The sequence below is a fragment of the Lentibacillus kimchii genome, from assembly GCF_042666895.1.
In the GTDB taxonomy this organism is placed as follows: Bacteria; Bacillota; Bacilli; order Bacillales; family Amphibacillaceae; genus Lentibacillus; species Lentibacillus kimchii.
In genome coordinates this window covers 29,885-46,333 of sequence record NZ_JBHTGR010000002.1, presented here as the reverse complement: position 1 = coordinate 46,333, position 16,449 = coordinate 29,885, and the positions used below count along the sequence as shown (strand labels likewise).

General features: G+C 44.5%; 17 protein-coding genes. 6 read left to right on the top strand and 11 right to left on the bottom strand.

The window, feature by feature from the left end; translation table 11 throughout:
• Window positions 1-4 precede the first annotated feature (4 nt).
• From ACFQU8_RS01590 to ACFQU8_RS01560, 7 genes are all read right to left on the bottom strand, one after another.
• Window positions 5-772, bottom strand: coding sequence for an enoyl-CoA hydratase/isomerase family protein (locus ACFQU8_RS01590; protein ID WP_382357412.1), 768 nt, complete (start codon window positions 770-772; stop codon window positions 5-7).
• Window positions 765-1,907 (bottom strand): CaiB/BaiF CoA transferase family protein, encoded by a 1,143-nt coding sequence (locus ACFQU8_RS01585; RefSeq protein WP_382357411.1) that lies wholly within the window; start codon window positions 1,905-1,907, stop codon window positions 765-767. Before ACFQU8_RS01585 ends, ACFQU8_RS01590 begins: the two co-directional genes overlap by 8 nt.
• Before the next feature lie 54 nt (window positions 1,908-1,961).
• A complete protein-coding gene (locus ACFQU8_RS01580; protein WP_382357410.1) occupies window positions 1,962-3,110 on the bottom strand; it encodes a thiolase family protein in 1,149 nt (382 codons plus the stop codon).
• Between the two features lie 76 nt (window positions 3,111-3,186).
• A complete protein-coding gene (locus tag ACFQU8_RS01575) occupies window positions 3,187-3,957 on the bottom strand; it encodes a 3-hydroxyacyl-CoA dehydrogenase (RefSeq protein WP_382357409.1) in 771 nt (256 codons plus the stop codon).
• Between the two features lie 189 nt (window positions 3,958-4,146).
• On the bottom strand, window positions 4,147-4,305 hold the full coding sequence (locus tag ACFQU8_RS01570; RefSeq protein WP_382357408.1) for a hypothetical protein: 159 nt from the start codon (window positions 4,303-4,305) through the stop codon (window positions 4,147-4,149).
• 5 nt (window positions 4,306-4,310) lie between these two features.
• Window positions 4,311-4,772 carry a MaoC/PaaZ C-terminal domain-containing protein gene (locus ACFQU8_RS01565; RefSeq protein WP_382357407.1) on the bottom strand — a complete coding sequence of 154 codons (462 nt, stop codon included), beginning with the start codon at window positions 4,770-4,772 and terminating at the stop codon, window positions 4,311-4,313.
• Between the two features lie 75 nt (window positions 4,773-4,847).
• Window positions 4,848-5,441, bottom strand: a complete 594-nt coding sequence (locus tag ACFQU8_RS01560) for a TetR/AcrR family transcriptional regulator (protein ID WP_382357406.1) — start codon at window positions 5,439-5,441, stop codon at window positions 4,848-4,850.
• A gap of 204 nt (window positions 5,442-5,645) precedes the next feature.
• On the opposite strand from ACFQU8_RS01560, the gene mbcS reads away from it, so the two are divergent.
• Both mbcS and ACFQU8_RS01550 read left to right on the top strand, forming a co-directional pair.
• Entirely contained in the window at window positions 5,646-7,235 is a 1,590-nt protein-coding gene (gene mbcS / locus ACFQU8_RS01555) for an acyl-CoA synthetase MbcS (RefSeq protein ID WP_382357405.1), read from the top strand.
• A 327-nt stretch (window positions 7,236-7,562) separates the two neighbouring features.
• A complete protein-coding gene (locus ACFQU8_RS01550) occupies window positions 7,563-8,567 on the top strand; it encodes a DUF3231 family protein (RefSeq protein ID WP_382357404.1) in 1,005 nt (334 codons plus the stop codon).
• Between the two features lie 46 nt (window positions 8,568-8,613).
• Here the strand turns inward: ACFQU8_RS01550 and ACFQU8_RS01545 are convergent, their stop codons facing one another.
• From ACFQU8_RS01545 to ACFQU8_RS01535, 3 genes are read right to left on the bottom strand one after another with little or no spacing between them, the layout of a single operon-like run.
• Window positions 8,614-8,955, bottom strand: a complete 342-nt coding sequence (locus tag ACFQU8_RS01545; protein WP_382357403.1) for a hypothetical protein — start codon at window positions 8,953-8,955, stop codon at window positions 8,614-8,616.
• A gap of 27 nt (window positions 8,956-8,982) precedes the next feature.
• On the bottom strand, window positions 8,983-9,342 hold the full coding sequence (locus ACFQU8_RS01540) for a hypothetical protein (RefSeq protein ID WP_382357402.1): 360 nt from the start codon (window positions 9,340-9,342) through the stop codon (window positions 8,983-8,985).
• 52 nt (window positions 9,343-9,394) lie between these two features.
• Window positions 9,395-9,796 (bottom strand): DUF5391 family protein, encoded by a 402-nt coding sequence (locus tag ACFQU8_RS01535; RefSeq protein ID WP_382357401.1) that lies wholly within the window; start codon window positions 9,794-9,796, stop codon window positions 9,395-9,397.
• A gap of 544 nt (window positions 9,797-10,340) precedes the next feature.
• Between ACFQU8_RS01535 and ACFQU8_RS01530 the strand changes: the two genes are divergently transcribed.
• From ACFQU8_RS01530 to ACFQU8_RS01515, 4 genes are all read left to right on the top strand, one after another.
• The gene (locus ACFQU8_RS01530; protein ID WP_382357400.1) at window positions 10,341-11,096 is read left to right on the top strand and encodes an HAD family hydrolase; all 756 of its coding nucleotides are present in this window, start codon (window positions 10,341-10,343) and stop codon (window positions 11,094-11,096) included.
• 15 nt (window positions 11,097-11,111) lie between these two features.
• Window positions 11,112-12,143, top strand: a complete 1,032-nt coding sequence (locus ACFQU8_RS01525; RefSeq protein WP_382357399.1) for an extracellular solute-binding protein — start codon at window positions 11,112-11,114, stop codon at window positions 12,141-12,143.
• Window positions 12,144-12,220: 77 nt separating this feature from the next.
• Complete coding sequence (locus tag ACFQU8_RS01520) at window positions 12,221-13,888, top strand: ABC transporter permease (RefSeq protein ID WP_382357495.1); 1,668 nt, start codon at window positions 12,221-12,223, stop codon at window positions 13,886-13,888.
• A gap of 81 nt (window positions 13,889-13,969) precedes the next feature.
• Entirely contained in the window at window positions 13,970-15,016 is a 1,047-nt protein-coding gene (locus ACFQU8_RS01515; RefSeq protein WP_382357398.1) for an ABC transporter ATP-binding protein, read from the top strand.
• Between the two features lie 153 nt (window positions 15,017-15,169).
• On the opposite strand, the gene ACFQU8_RS01510 is transcribed toward ACFQU8_RS01515, so the two are convergent.
• Window positions 15,170-16,354, bottom strand: a complete 1,185-nt coding sequence (locus tag ACFQU8_RS01510; protein WP_382357397.1) for a NupC/NupG family nucleoside CNT transporter — start codon at window positions 16,352-16,354, stop codon at window positions 15,170-15,172.
• Window positions 16,355-16,449 lie beyond the last annotated feature (95 nt).

Sequence of the window (16,449 nt, the reverse complement as noted above, 5' to 3'; positions counted from 1 at the left end):
AAGATTAGCGGTGGTTAAATTCAGGTTTTCGTTTTTCAATAAAGGCCTGAATCCCTTCTTGACTGTCCTGGGTTGCAAATAATGCCTTGAATGCCGCTTTTTCTTGCTGCAGTCCCTCATGAAGCGACACCTGCTCAGTATTATTAATCAGCTGTTTGATGCGGCTTAATGATTGCAATGAGTTACCGGCTACTTTATGAGCGAGCTGGTTGGCTGCTTCTTTTCCTTCTGACTTCTTGACGACCTGGTTAACAATGCCGATATTATATGCCTCGTCTGCGGAAATATGGCTGCCCGTAAACATCAATTCCTTGGCTTTTGCTATGCCAATCTCTTTTGGCAAACGCTGGGTTCCGCCGCCACCAGGCAGTAATCCCAGATTCACTTCCGGAAGCCCAATCTGAACATGATCTTCCGCAATCCGGAGGTCACATGTCAAGGCAAGTTCTAATCCGCCGCCTAATGTAAACCCATTCAGCAAAACAATGGTAGGCTTTGGAATCGCCGCAATTCTATTTAAAACACCATGCGTGTCTTTTGCCTCCTGGTTCACGTCTTCGTCCAGAAACTCTTTGATATCGGCTCCGGCCATGAACGCACGATCGCCAGCGCCGGTTAAAATAATCGTGATAACCTCATCATCTGTCTCCAGTTGCCCGAACACATCATCCAGCCCCGTGAGAACCTGATTGCTTAAGACGTTCATCGGCGGATTATCAATAACCACTGTCGCAACACCATCGTGTTTCGTGACTGATACATGTTTACTCATTAACCTCATTCTCCTTTATTAAATCATTTAAAATCATATCCGTATGCTCCCCTAATGCAGGCGCCTCTGACTTAAGGCTGCCGGGTGTGTGTGACAGTTTAATAGGAATACCGACTTGCGTTTGTTCACCCAGCGCTGAATGGTCGAGAGAGGGAAACATATCCCGTTCCTGCAGTTGAGGATTTCTAAGAACGTCATCAAATGTCTCAACCGGAGCAACACACGCTTCGACTTCATAAAAATCCACCATCCATTCAGCCAATGGTTTCTGCGCTATGATGGATTGAATGGTTTGTTTCATCAGCGCCTGCTCCTCTGCAGGTGCCTTTAATTGAGCAATCAGATCTTCGCGGCCGATTGTTGTACAGAATGCCTGCCAAAACTTCGGTTCCAAAGCACCGACAGACAACCAGCGCCGGTCTTGTGTTTCATACACATCGTAGCAGGCAAGGCCGCCGCTCAGGTCATGCTCACCACGCTCGGGCTGTTTTTCATCAGCCAGATACTCGGACAGCAACACCGGCAGCATGGACACAACCCCATCGGTCATGGCTATATCCACGAACTGGCCTTTACCAGAATTCCGGCGTTCAAATAAAGCGAGCAAAATCCCGATGACAGCTGGAAACGCACCACCCGCAATATCAGCAATCTGTGTGGCCGGAACCACCGGCTTCCCTCCTTTTTCACCCATCATCTGAAGCAAGCCTGCATAACTAATGTAGTCATGTCCTGGACGATTGGCATAAGGCCCTGTCTGACCATAGCCGGTAATTGAACAAAAGATGAGCTGCTCGTTAAATGCTTTCAACGTTTCATAGTCGATCCCCAGACGCTCCATTACACCAGGGCGAAACGATTCGACGACGACATCAGCGGTTTTGACGAGCTGGATGAAGTGACGTTTTCCTTCATCTGATTTCAAATCCAGGCAGATACTTTTTTTATTGCGGTTAAGCATATGGAATAAAGCACTATTGTCATCCCGTTTTGGTTCGCCGTGACGTGCATAATCGCCTGTATTGGGATCTTCAACCTTAATCACCTCAGCACCAAAATCAGCAAGCATCATGGTGCCGTGAGGTCCCGGCAGCAAACGGGTCAAATCAAGTACTCGAATCGATGTCAGCGGCATCTGCTGGCCCACCTTTCTCTGAAAATGAAAGTCATCTTTTAAAACACGTGAACGCTACAGCCGCTCAATAATGGTTGCGTTGGCCATGCCGTGCCCTTCGCACATCGTTTGCAGGCCGTATCGTCCGCCTGTTCGCTCCAGTTCATGAAGCAGCGTAATCATAAGGCGGCCGCCGCTTGCCCCCAGTGGATGGCCCAGTGCAATGGCTCCGCCGTTTGGATTTAACTTCGCCGGATCTGCGCCCGTTTCCTGAAGCCATGCCAATGGTACAGATGCAAAGGCTTCATTCACTTCAAACGTATCAATATCATCGATCGTAAGGCCGGCCTTGCCGAGTACGTTTTGCGTCGCTGGGATGGGACCTGTAAGCATCAAGGTTGGATCAGCCCCGACAACAGAGCGGGCAAGAACCTTAAATTTTGGTTTGAGACCCAGTGCCTCTGCCTTATCTCTTGACATCAGCAAAATGGCATTCGCCCCATCACTGATTTGGCTTGCATTGCCCGCCGTTATTGCCCCATCTTCAGCGAACGCGGGCTTAAGTGAGCTTAATTTCGCCATAGTTGTATCCTCACGCGGCCCTTCATCATGCTCTACCGTTGCCGTCGTTCCATCCGGAAGTGTTACCTCAAGCGGCATGATTTCCTTTTGGAAACGTCCTTCATCTCGTGCACGAATGGCTTTTTTATGACTGTCTAAGGAGAGAGCATCCATGTCTTGCCGGTTAAGCTGCCACTTGTTTGCTATCCGATCGGCTGACAATCCTTGATGAATCATCTCATAGCGACTTGATAACTCCGGGCTAAAGTCAACATCCTGACGACTCGAGCCGATTGGAACCCGTGACATGCTCTCAATCCCGCCGGCCACAACAACATCCATATCCCCGCTGATAATAGCCTGTGCTGCAAAATGAACCGCCTGCTGACTTGAACCGCATTGACGATCAATCGTTGTGCCGGGCACTTCGACTGGATAGTCTGCCGTTAACGCCGCCACTCTGGCAATATCAAGTGACTGTTCCCCTACTTGTGACACACACCCAAAGATCACATCTTCAATGATGTTTTTCTCGATCCCTGATCGTTTTACGATTTCTTCCAAAGGTTTGGCTGCAAGGACATCAGCTCGAACACCACTTAACTGACCATTTCGCTTTCCAACCGGTGTCCGCACCGCTTCTACAATCACTGCTTCACGCATCGTTTCCCCTCCCGCTAACCAAGATATTATTGAACATTCTAACAACTAAACTTCAAACTTTACTGATTCGGGATTCTTATTCCGGCTGCATTCGAATTGCCCCATCCAATCGAATCACTTCGCCATTCATCATCGGATTTTCCATTAAACTTTTGGCGAGCATGGCATACTCTGTCGCATAACCCAGACGCTGTGGAAATGGCGTCATTTTTCCAAGTGCGTCACGTGCTTTTTCAGGCAGTGCGGCAAACAACGGTGTATCCAATAACCCAGGCGCAATCGTCAGGACACGAATGCCGAGTTTCGATAAATCCCTTGCAATCGGCAATGTCATCCCAACAATACCGCCTTTTGAGGCACTATAGGCAACCTGACCAATCTGCCCTTCATAAGCTGCAACCGATGCGGTATTAATTATAACGCCGCGTTCCCCTTCATCATTCGGGTCATTGGCATTCATCTTTTCCGCAGCAAGCCGAATCACATTAAATGTACCCATTAAATTCACTTCAAGAATCTTTGAGAAATTCTCAAGCTTGTGCGGTCCCTTACTGTCACTGAACGTTTTTTCTGCGTTGCCGATCCCAGCACAATTGACCACTGTGTTAATCGATCCGTGGGCACGTACGGCCTGATCAAGGGCATGCTGGACGCTTGCTTCATCGGCTACATTCGTTTCAGCAAATATGACATGTTCATTTAATTCAGCTGCGATTTCTTCCCCTCTATCCACCTGTAAATCCAGAATGGCCGCCTTGCCTCCATTTTTAACAATATTGCGAACAGTAGCTTCACCCAGTCCGGACGCTCCACCTGTTACGACTGCTGATACATGTTCTAAATTCATTGATTCGTTCTCCCTTCCATCGTTTGGCCTGATAATTTTATCTCGCGAATGGTGTGAATCACTTACCCCTTCACTTTTTCCCGCAATTCAACTTTGCGTAATTTTCCTGACGTGTTACGCGGGAGCGCTTCTTCGATCAGCACCTTTTTGGGAATTTTATAAGGTGCTAAATCGTTTCGGCAAAAATCATTAACCGCCTGAAATAATCATATCCTTGCTTCGGTCAACAACAGTCATATAGCCTTCCCAAGTGTAGGAACGATCGTCGTAAACAACAGCTTGCTTATCAGGAATACGCGCAGCATTCGAACTTGACTTTAAGTGTCCATCTGAATCTGTTTCTGACACGCACACTATGTCACATCAACTAACACTTTAAAGGTGAATGACAATACTTCAGCATTATGCTGATTGGTTATACGGGTCTGCATCGTCAGCACGCCTCTTGTATGATCCGATAATAATTGTTTATCTATCACGGTATACACACCCATTAAACGATCATTTGCCATCACAGGTTTCACCCACTTGATATGGTCAGCACTAAGACCGCCCAAGCATTCCTTTCCCAGGACATCCATTCGAATGAATTCGGCCCAGACAACATTCATCGTATAAAATCCCGATGCAATTAAAGCGCCAAACGGGCCCGCTTTCGCACGCTCTTCATCCAAGTGAAGATATTGCGGGTCATACTTTTTCGCGTAATCGACCATATCTTCTTTTCTCACAGTGATTTGGTTTGTCGTAAACTGATCATTCAGATTAAACGCAGCAAACTTCAGATTATCACCTCCCTCAAATTCAGAAGACACACTTCAGCCTTGAAAGACACTAACGATGCCGTGAAAACCCTTTCAAAAAATTCGATTGCATGAGCCTGCCCTTCCTTAATCCTTAACTAAGATGAGCTTTAGATAACTGGAAATGGATCTCGCCAGCGTCGCTTGACTCCAGGTTCCTTCCGGCGAATACCACTCAATGACATAGTTCATCGCGCCCACAATAATATTGCGAACAATTGTGATATCCACATCATGAAAGCTGCCCTCTTCAATCCCGATTGCAATCAGTGAATCAATCTTTGAGCTGTACGTGTCGCGCAAGTCAATGATGTCTTTCAATTGACCGCCTTCAAAAAATTGCTCAGGTCTAAGGCCCATCCCAAAACCTGTTCGCTCTGTAATTAAATAGTCCGTATGCTGCGCCATCGTCTCCTCGAGTTTTTCCGCCGTTGTTAAGTGCTTTTGCATGATGTCGTCGATATTCCGAATACTCTGCTCTAACAGGGATTTCTGGCTTTGGAATAATAAATCTTGCTTGTTTTTAAAATAATAATAAACAGAGCCCTTTGTCATCAGAAGATTAGACGCGATATCCTCCATTGTTGTCGCATGATAGCCCTTTTCTGCTATCATCTGTAAAGCCGACTGTACAATGTCATCTTTTTTCTTTTGTGTTTTTTGTTCTCGTAACGATAGCATAATGTCACTTCCTGCTTCATTGTTATGCCTGCATTGCACCTTTTATTCTATAAAGTCATTTTTTAAATGCTGATTTAAATTAATCTATCTAGGCTTATTTTCCAGGCTGTTTCTAATAATGACTGAATTAAGTTAGCAATTTTCTAAATTATATGTTAAATTAACCTTACAGCGCAAACAGAAATTTCAGAAGGAGGTTACATTTTGCAAGCCAGCGACCTTATCGCACCGCAAACATATAATTTAACAAGCGAAATAGAACAGTATACGACTGATGCGAATCGGATAGCCATCAAATGGCGCAGTGAACAAGGAGCGTCAGAAAACCTAACCTATGTCGATTTATTTAAACGCGCGAACCAGTTAGCAAATGCCTTACAAGAACAAGAGCTCGGGAAAGGCGATCGTGTACTGATCATGCTGCCCCGTATGACCGAAGCTTATGTGACGTATTTAGGCTGCTTGAAAGCCGGATTGGTTGTGGTTCCTTCATCTGAAATGTTACGTGCAAAAGATTTAAGTTACCGGATTAATCATGGCGAAGTAAAAGCGGCTATCGTCCATGCGCCTCTGATCGGTGAAATTGACAGCATACAAGAAGATACACCGACACTCGCTGTCAAAATCATTGTCGATGGTGAGGCCCAGGGCTGGCTTCCGGAACGTTCATTGACTGATAAAGCAAGTGAGGCATTCACAACCGTTTCAACCCATCGTGATGATATGGCACTTCTGGAATACACGTCAGGAACCACAGGTCAGCCTAAAGGCGTGGTCCATACGCATGCCTGGGCTTATGCCCATCTGCGAACGACCGCGAAAAGCTGGCTGAATATTGAAGAAGGCGATACCGTTTGGGCAACAGCGGGGCCGGGCTGGGCAAAATGGGTCTGGAGTCCGTTCATGGCAACACTTGGCTCAGGCGCGACCGGATTTGTGTATTCAGGAAAATTTGAACCGGCAAGCTATTTGTCTATGATTCAGGAATACGGGATTAATGTGCTATGCTGCACACCAACGGAATACCGGCTAATGGCGAAAATCGATCACCTTGATCACTATCATCTGTCCACATTGAAAAACGCCGTGTCTGCTGGTGAACCTCTCAATCGTGAAGTGATTGACACGTTCTGCCAGTATTTTGACATTGATGTCCGGGACGGATACGGCCAGACAGAAAGTACATTATTAATTTGCAACCAAAGGGATATGCCCCTTCAGCCCGGATCAATGGGTAAACCCACACCAGGTAATTTTGTTGATATTTTAACAGAAGACGGTGAGGTGGCACCTGTTGGCGAGGTCGGTGATATTGGCGTGCACAAGGACACACAGGCCTTGTTCAAAGAATATTTCAAGGAACCGGAAAGGACAAACGCAGCCTATCGGGGCGATTACTTTTTGACAGGCGATCGTGCCAAAAAAGATCAGGATGGCTTATTCTGGTTTGAAGGACGCAGCGACGATATCATTGTCAGTTCCGGTTATACGATTGGCCCGTTTGAAGTAGAGGATGCCCTTGTCAAACATCCTTCAGTGAAAGAGTCTGCGGTCGTGGCAAGCCCTGACCCGAATCGCGGTCATGTCGTTAAGGCGTTTATTATTTTAAAAGATCCGGAAGAAGCAAAAGATGCTTCGCTGGTTAAGCAATTGCAGGACCATGTGAAGTCATTGACCGCGCCTTATAAATATCCGCGTAAAATTGAATTTATCGACGACTTGCCTAAAACAACATCTGGCAAGATCCGCCGTATTGAACTCCGGGAAAAGGAAGACCGGATGGCCGCAAAATAAACCTCTTTTCGGAGATACACATTTTGTGGGACTGGGACAAAAGTGCGAACCACTTGCGTGACTGAAACGCTCCGGAAAAAGACGACGCTTTCCGCGGGCGGCTGGTGAGCCTCCGAAGTGCGTTCGCACTCCGGGGTCTCACCTATCCTTTGCTCCCGCAGGAGTCTCCGTCTTTTCCTCCGCTGAGCCACAGCTTTGTTCGACGCTTGAGTTAGTCGCTTTCGTTATGCCCCAGCCTTTTTTGCTTAGAAAAGATTCATGTATATTTTTTTAGCGAACACCAAACAATAGCACTATGCTAAAATAGTAGGAGGCCATGAAGCTGAAATGGAACACCAACCAGAATTAACGGCATCGGAAATCTCTAACCTTTGGACATCTTATCAAAACGACTCCATGGAAATTTGTGGAATTAAATACTTTTTAGCGAACATTGAAGACACCGACATTCGCTCAGTTTTAGAATACGCCCTTGCGATCTCTGAGCAGCATGTGCAGCGTGTCACCGCTATTTTTCAATCGGAAAATTATCCGGTCCCGGTGGGATTCACGGAACATGATGTCAATCTCAACGCCCCGCGTCTGTTTTCGGATCGTTTATACTTAGATTATATCCTGAACATGGGAAAATTCGGCCTCAGCTCATACAGCTTAGCCTTATCCCTGTCCTCACGTGATGATATCATTGAATATTATTCAAATTGTCTATCTGAAACAACAAAGCTGCATAATTGGGCTAAAGACATATCCAAACAAAAAGGGGTCTATGTGCGCGCACCGCAAATTCCCACCCCTGAACAAGTGGATTTTGTGAAAGATCAACGTTTTTTATCCGGAGGCTTATTTGGGGAACCACGACCGCTTTTGGGTGTTGAAATTGGCAGCCTTGTTTACAATGCCAAACGGAATTCACTTGGCCAAGCACTCATCACCGGATTTAGTCAAGTTGCAAAAGACAGCAGCGTTCGGCAGTACTTTGAAAGAGGCCGGGAGATTTCAGGAAAGCATGTCGAGATATTTAATTCATTACTTCATAAAAATGACCTTTCCGGTGTCAACGCTTTAACGGACGAGGTCACGGATTCAACTGTGGCGCCTTTTTCAGATAAGCTTATGATGTATCACGTTTCAGCATTGATTGCTTCAGGGATTGGCCAATACGGCATATCCATGTCTACCAGCCCGCGGCGCGATTTAGGTGTCGACTATGCCCGTTTAATGGCCGAAATTGCTAAGTACGCTAATGACGGGGCAAAAATGATGATCCAGAACGGCTGGATGGAACAACCGCCCGAGGCAGCTGATCGGCAAAAGTTAGCTAAACGGAAATAGCGGTGTTTGCCGCGAAATGGCCCTTCCAGCAAAAACACTTAAAAGTCTATGGCTGAACCATGTCAGATACAATAAGAATCAAACCTATAAAAAAACCATCACTCAAGGTCATAACAAGTGCTAAGGCAGCAATTAGTTTATTTTCCGTTTTCTTAAACAGACCTATAAGCGCTAACAGAAAAGCTAATATCATAAGCGTGACAATGAAAAAAAGTGCGGCATCTATGTCCCAATTAAAAACGCTGTAAAGAACAGCCATGTAAAGAGGTATTGGCAGAATACTTAATACCAAGGCGGAATAACTTAGCCATCTGACTTTTTTCATCTGACCATTCATTGAAAACACCCCTTTTTTCCTATTTAACAGGGCGGTTTTATCAGCTTCCATATGTATAGTACCATATGAGCACGGCTGTTATTGCTTCATTACTTTTTTAACAAGCAATACCAAACTGTAGCCTAAAAAACCCATAAGTACGTACACAAGTATATAGATGAGTCCACTGCTATTCAGCCACATAAACATAATGACCATATAGGCAGCCAGCGAGATCCCCAACGATAAAAGAATATTCGCTTTAAGCAACGCACATACTAAACCTTGTACAAAGAACAGAATTGGGTAATAAAGTATCAGGGATTCAATTATAAGGTTCATTGAATTCAGTGAACCTGCATCATACACTATATTTGAGAACGATAGAATGACGAGCGTGAACATTATAAGAACTGGCACAATGATATGAATCCCAACGACAATACGGCGTTTATGCATTTTAACCGGACTCCAATTCTGATTAAACTGGGGCTTCCCATAACCACTGCGATCACTCTTTTTCACCAGGTGCACTGCGAAAGGCTGCGACATACCACAAAACGTTGGTAATGAATGTTATAACACCAAAAATAAGCACTACCAAAAAACCAGTCAAACTGCCTGCAGATAATCCCCTTAAAAGGTCACTTACCATTATACAAGACACGATGACCAATCCTGCTCCACAGAAAACGGCCATCACATATTTCACCGTATAGACACCCGCCAGATATAAACTTAATAGCACGCTATAGCACACAAGCAGGATGGCAATAATGGCCGACATATCAAAGGAACTAAATGCATTCACAACGGAGGCGGGGATGGTAAACGGAAAAAGGAAAATTGAAATTGTTAAAAAACAGAACAGAAAAGCTGAAATTAATGTCATTAACGCAATGCACCATCTCATTCCCCAACCCCCTTATATCAGATTCGATAATTTTCATAGGTTAATTCTGTCCATTTCTAAATTTCCGTCTTATCAATCAAAAGAATAATATGTAAATTTTAACACAAAACAGATAAATACAAAAAGAATATTTTTCCACATACGCTGTCATAACGGTAACAGGTGACGGCATTTGCACAAGCAGAATCATGGCAATCAGCACAAATGTTACCATTCACCCATTAATGGAGGGTGATTTTATAATTTTAAAGATTACTAATATTATTGATATATTATGAAGTTTACTCTATGTAAGCGAATTCTCTCTACTGATATGATAGTAATTTTTTAATATTTTTGCAGTTAACATAGTGACATTTTCCTCCGACAGCTGTTGACATTTTATTCATATATTGTATTCTACAGTATATAGACATTTTGTTAAGTTTATTTTTTACAAACTAAATGTTCAGTACAAAATAAACATTAACGTCTATAATCTCTTTTGTATCGCAGTGGTTCGCATCAATTCGTCTCTTCCCCCCCTTAAAGGAGGTGAGCAAAATTGTCCGAAATAAAGGTTGACAACCAGTATTACGAAATAGATGGTATCTTATTTGATAAAGACGGAACACTATTGGATTTTGCGAGCTTATGGCTTCACTGGGCCATCAGCTGGATTGATCATTTGCAAGCCGCGAATCCAGATTCTGACGTGAGCAGAGCCGATTTAGCAGAAACAATTGGGGTAGATGTGGACCACAATAGCTGGGATCCCACCGGCCCTTTGGCTATTGGCAGTAATGATGACCTGAAGGCTTTATTAGGATCATGTTTATATAAGAACGGGATGCCTTGGAATGAAGCCATCTCCCTGGTTATCCAGAGCCGTGAATCCACCGACAATTCCCTGGACTGGGAACACTATTTACAGCCTATAAAGGGATTGAGAGCCTTCTTAGAACAATTGCATCAAGCATCGATTCCGCTTGGTATCATTACTTCTGATGATACACAAAGAGCACACCACCATTTAGAAACTCTCAACATAGCTGATTATTTCACAAGTGTTATTGGGCAGGATGCGGTTAAACGAGAAAAGCCATTCCCCGATAGCGCCAGAAAAGCCTGCCAGCAATTGAACATCGATCCCGGAAAAACATTAATGATCGGCGACTCCAATGGGGATATGATAACTGGCAAAAACGCCCATATGCTGGCGACAATAGGAATCGTTCCCGAGCAAATCGGGACAAGCCGCCATTTAAAACAGGCGGATCAGGTAATCACTAATTATGAAAATAGTAATCTTTTAACCTAAAGAGGAGGAAATTTTATGAAGAAGTTTTTAATTGTTATGGCCGTTGCCTTACTCGCTCTAATAGCCACAGCATGCGGAAGTGATGATGCTGACAGCGCTGGAGACGGTGATGGTGATGATGTGAGCGGGACGACACTTAAAGTCTATACACACAATAACGCGGATACAATGGATCCCCTTGCTGAGGATATTGAAGAAAACACGGGAGTCGAATTGGATGTACTCCGCCTTTCCAGTGAAGAAGGCTGGAGTCGTATAGAGTCTGAGGCACCAAACTTTGGCGCCGATATGCAAATCGGCATGCTGGAAGGAATCGGACGGAAAGCAGCTGATAAAGACTACCTTATGCCTTACGAATCAGAGAACTGGGAAGATGTTCCAGACAAATTTAAAGATCCGGACGGCAATTGGTACGGCACCGGTTTCTGGTACACCATGGTAGGCATGAACAAAGAGATTTTCGAGGAAAAAGATTTGGACAAGCCCGAATCATGGGAGGACCTCCTCGAACCCCAGTATAAAGGCGAGATCATCATGCCTGACCCAGGTACGTCCGGTACCGCTTATCTGTTTGTAGCAGCCATCCTGCAAATTATGGGTGAAGAAGACGGTTGGGACTATCTCAAAGAATTGGATAAAAACGTCGCCCAGTATGAAAAATCCGGCACCGCTCCCGGTGAAAAAGTCGCACAAGGCGAATATGCTGTTGCCATTACTTGGGACAAAGGTGTCACAGATTTCGCAGATGAAGGTTATCCTATCGAAGGCATGATTCCATCTGAAGGCGTTGGCTACAGCCTGGACGTCAACTGGATTTTCAAAGATACAGAGCATCCTGAAGCAGCCAAAAAAGTGATGGACTACATGGGAACGAAAAATTTCGCTGAGAAAAACGCAGAATACCGCTCTGTTGTCACTAAACCTGGTGTAGAAGGTACCGAGGATAGTGAAGAGCTGGAAAAACAATTTATCGATTATGATGCTAAATGGGCCGCTGAGAACAAGGACGCCATCATGAAAAAATGGCGTGAAACATTCTCTGATTAAACCAAAAGGGACTGGGGCAGCACTTACGTTTGTCCCAGCCTCTCCAACATGATTAAAAAGGGGTGTTAACTGTGGAGATGACAAAGCGAAAATCCAATCCCTTTACCAGAGCTTGGAAAAATCTTTGGGCAGAACCAGGATTTGCGATTTTAACCATCATCCTGGCACTAGCCATTTTACTGCTTATTGTTGTGCCAGTTGTAGCTGTCTTATTAAAAAGTTTTGGAATTGGTTCCGAAACGCTGACATTTTCGCATTACAAAGATTTTTTCTCTTCGTCTACCTACTTAGGGGCACTGCGTAATAGTATATTGTCATCGATTGTAACAACCACTGTCGTTATCTTTTTAAGTATTGTCTTAGCACTGTATGTAACACGCTCCCGGAGTTTACTATCCCGGTTTTATGGCGGAGTAGCCCTATTGCCGCTTGTAACACCGCCCTTTATTTTTTCCTTGTCCCTTATTATTTTACTGGGCCGCAATGGATTAATTACCAATCTATTATCCGATTGGTTTGGATGGGATTTCAGCATCTATGGCTTTTGGGGTGTCGTTTTAGCACAGATCATTGGCTATTTCCCTATGGGCTATATGCTTGTAGAAAGTACACTGAGCAGCATGAACCCAAGCCTTGAACATGCTTCCAGAGATCTCGGGTCCAGTCAGTGGCGGACATTACGTAAAGTGACGCTTCCGCTTGCTAAATCAGGGATTATCAAAGCTGCTATGCTCGTCTTTGTTATGGCCATGGCTGACTTTTCGAATCCACTGATCATCGGGGGAAGCAATGCGTTTCTCTCATCGGAAATGTATCTTGCCGTCGTCGGTCAGCATAATATGGAACTCGCTGCTGTTATGGGCGTTTTTCTCATTATTCCGAGTTTGATTATATTTATCTTTCAAACCTACTTTTTAAAAGACACCAATCTCGAAACCATAAGCGGCGGATCAGGAGAATCCAACGCACCGCTCTCCAAATCTGTAAAAGGTTTCATGACCACGATCAGTACATTGTTCGTCCTCGTTATCCTGGGGATGTTTGTGATGGTCGTACTGGGAGCATTTGTTAAAATTATCGGTATCGATAACTCCTTCACGCTCGATCATTTCAAGGATCAGAGCGATTGGGAACCATTGTACACGAGTATTATTGTGTCGTTCATTTCAGCTATTCTCGCGGCTGTCATCGGGATGCTGCAAGGTTACTTATTTGCCCGAAAACCAATCCCCGGCAAAAGCGTGCTGGAATTTTTGACACTATTCGGCTTGGCTGTCCCGGGAACCGTAATGGGGATCGGTTACGTCTTGATCTTTAATGGCCCGCCATTCTTCTTAACCGGTACAGTGACGTTACTCGTCTTAAACATGACCTTCCGGAAAATCGGAGTCGGAATGGAAAACAGCATCAGTAAAATGCATCAGATTGACTCTGGCATGGAAGAGGCATCCAGTGATCTGGGAGCTGGACCCTATCGCACCTTCCTGCGTGTTGTTGCACCGCTCCTGACACCATCGTTTGTCGCCGGTTTCGTTTATACCTTTATGACGGCCATGGTGTCTATTAGTTCCGTCGTCTTTCTCATTTCACCTGGAACCAATCTGGTTGCCGTACAGATCCTTAACCTGGCCGAACAGGCCAAAGTCGGTATGGCTTCAGCGATATCGTTTGTCCTGATTGTCATTGTCCTTTTCTGTATGGGCATATTAAAGTTTCTGGAAAAACGCTTTGGCGTCAAGATTTAATGGGAATCACTCAAAATTCCTATCCGATCGTCACGGATCCAGGATATAGCATGTTAAATGACTACCAAAGGAGGCTCAACAATGGCAGAAGAATTCTTGAATTTGGAGCATCTATTTAAATATTTTGGCAATGTAACGGCCGTCGACGATATTTCCGTCCAAATCGGTAAAGGCGAACTCGTATCATTTATCGGTCCCAGTGGTTGCGGTAAAACCACCCTCCTCCGTACCATCGGAGGATTTCACAGGCAAGATGCTGGTGACATTGTTCTCGATGGTCAAAATGTCGACCATTTACCACCTGAACGGCGCTCGACGGGGATGGTGTTTCAGAACTATGCACTATTCCCTCATATGACAGTCTATCGTAACGTTGAATACGGACTGAAAATACAAAAACTGAGCAAATCAGAGCGTGAGGAACGTATTCAACAGGCCCTATCCCAAGTGCAGCTGGAAAATTACGATAATCGCAAACCGAGCGAATTAAGCGGCGGTCAGCAGCAGCGCGTAGCAATCGCACGCTGCTTGGTCCTGCAGCCAAAAGTACTGCTGCTTGATGAACCGTTGTCCAATTTGGATGCGAAACTGCGTATGACCATGCGCGAGGAGATCCGCCGTTTAAAAGACGAATTAAATCTGACCGTGATTTTTGTAACCCACGACCAGGAAGAGGCATTAAGTATTTCGGACCGTATCATTGTTCTAAACGAAGGTGTTATTCAACAGCTGGGTAATCCAGATGAAATCTATAATCACCCCGTCAACCCTTTTGTTGCTAATTTCGTGGGTCAATCCAATATACTGGAAGGAATCACTGAAGAAGAGGGACCAAAGACATTATTTAAAAACGACGCGCTAGAATTTGAAATAACAGACAACAATTCACAGCAACGTGATAATAAGCGTAAAATCATGATTCGTCCCGAACGCATTATTATTAATGAAGACAGTGCTATACAGGGGAATGTTTCCAAAGTCGTCTATAATGGAAACGTCATCCGTTACTTTGTTGACCTGAACGGAACAGAAATACTGGTCGATCAATTTAATATTGATTCCTCTCGTCATTACCACAAAGGTGATCACATTGGTCTCGAAATGCCTAAAGACCCGCACTTTTTATAAAAAAGTGCGGTCCTATTGCTTAGGGAGCAAGCCGTCATAGCAATAATTGCCGCGCTCCCAGCGGCAATTTAAAAATGCCAATGCCAGAGATGCCTTATCCCCAACATTGGCATGTTTACTTAACCCGTCTCGTTCTGCGATTTTCCTTTACTTTTAGATAAATAATCCTGCAATCGTTGCCGATAAGATACTGACCAGCGTTGCGCCGTATAACAATTTCAGACCGAAGCTTGCAACCTCATTGCCCTTTTTCTCATGCAATCCTTTTACAGCGCCTGTGATAATACCAATCGAAGAAAAGTTTGCGAAAGAAACAAGGAAAACAGAAACGATTCCTGTTGCACGCACAGACATTGGATTTTGACTGCTGAGATCTGTCATGGCAACAAATTCGTTGGTCACCATTTTGGTAGCCATAAGACTCCCAGCATGGACTAGGTCTCCCCAGGGAACGCCCATAATAAAGGCAATTGGTGAGAAGACATAACCCAGAAGCTGCTGAAAGGATATGCCGATAATACCTTTGAAGATCCCGTTGACGATGGCGATCAGAGCAACAAATCCGATAAGCATGGCGCCAACCGTAATGGCAACCTTAAACCCATCCATGATATATTCTCCAAGCATTTCAAAAAAGGATTGCTTCTCACCCTCCTCCTCTTCTGCTTGCAGCTCATACTCCTCCTCATTTACAGTATAAGGATTGAGAATCGACGCGATAATGAAACCGCCAAATAAATTTAAAATAAGAGCTGTGACCACATATTTCGGATCAAGCAATTCCATATACGAGCCGACAATCGACATCGACACGGTCGACATAGCAGAAGCACACAACGTATACAGCCTGTATTTAGGCAGATACTCAAGCTGATTTTTCACCGAAATAAAGACCTCTGACTGGCCCAGAATCGCACTGGCAACACCATTGTAAGATTCCAGTCTTCCCATGCCATTCACCTTGCTTAATATCAGGCCAATATATTTAATAATAAAGGGTAAGATCTTCGTATACTGGAGAATCCCGATAATGGATGAAATGACCACAATGGGCAGCAGCACTGTCAAAAAGAAGGGCGCCTTGCCTTCGTTTGCCATTCCCCCAAATACAAAATCAACACCCTGGCCCGCATAGTTCATCAGGTTATCAAAGACAAATGAAATCGCCTTAATAATGGCTTCGCCCACCGGTGTATTCAGAAAGATAAAACTCAGTATAACCTGCAAACCAATCATGACAGCAATGGGTCTGTAGCGAATCTTTTTGCGATTATTACTTCCCAGATAAGCCAGCGCAAAAACAACAAGCACGCCTAAAAGGGCGATTAAAATCCTCATCCTTGGCTCCTCCCTTTTCTGTAAAAAATACTCAGATGTTAAGGTTTAGCAATGCTATAATCACTAATATTTCATATCCTCAGCATGCACCGGGA

Bases quoted from the DNA above. Each gene is read 5' to 3' on its own strand.
- ACFQU8_RS01585 (WP_382357411.1), bottom strand. From the start codon at position 1,907: ATGCCGCTGACATCGATTCGAGTACTTGATTTGACCCGTTTGCTGCCG.
- ACFQU8_RS01510 (WP_382357397.1), bottom strand. From the start codon at position 16,354: ATGAGGATTTTAATCGCCCTTTTAGGCGTGCTTGTTGTTTTTGCGCTG.
- ACFQU8_RS01550 (WP_382357404.1), top strand. From the start codon at position 7,563: ATGGAACACCAACCAGAATTAACGGCATCGGAAATCTCTAACCTTTGG.
- ACFQU8_RS01515 (WP_382357398.1), top strand. From the start codon at position 13,970: ATGGCAGAAGAATTCTTGAATTTGGAGCATCTATTTAAATATTTTGGC.
- ACFQU8_RS01525 (WP_382357399.1), top strand. From the start codon at position 11,112: ATGAAGAAGTTTTTAATTGTTATGGCCGTTGCCTTACTCGCTCTAATA.
- ACFQU8_RS01590 (WP_382357412.1), bottom strand. From the start codon at position 772: ATGAGTAAACATGTATCAGTCACGAAACACGATGGTGTTGCGACAGTG.
- ACFQU8_RS01520 (WP_382357495.1), top strand. From the start codon at position 12,221: ATGACAAAGCGAAAATCCAATCCCTTTACCAGAGCTTGGAAAAATCTT.
- ACFQU8_RS01535 (WP_382357401.1), bottom strand. From the start codon at position 9,796: ATGAGATGGTGCATTGCGTTAATGACATTAATTTCAGCTTTTCTGTTC.
- ACFQU8_RS01545 (WP_382357403.1), bottom strand. From the start codon at position 8,955: ATGGAAGCTGATAAAACCGCCCTGTTAAATAGGAAAAAAGGGGTGTTT.
- ACFQU8_RS01580 (WP_382357410.1), bottom strand. From the start codon at position 3,110: ATGCGTGAAGCAGTGATTGTAGAAGCGGTGCGGACACCGGTTGGAAAG.
- ACFQU8_RS01540 (WP_382357402.1), bottom strand. From the start codon at position 9,342: ATGCATAAACGCCGTATTGTCGTTGGGATTCATATCATTGTGCCAGTT.
- ACFQU8_RS01560 (WP_382357406.1), bottom strand. From the start codon at position 5,441: ATGCTATCGTTACGAGAACAAAAAACACAAAAGAAAAAAGATGACATT.
- ACFQU8_RS01575 (WP_382357409.1), bottom strand. From the start codon at position 3,957: ATGAATTTAGAACATGTATCAGCAGTCGTAACAGGTGGAGCGTCCGGA.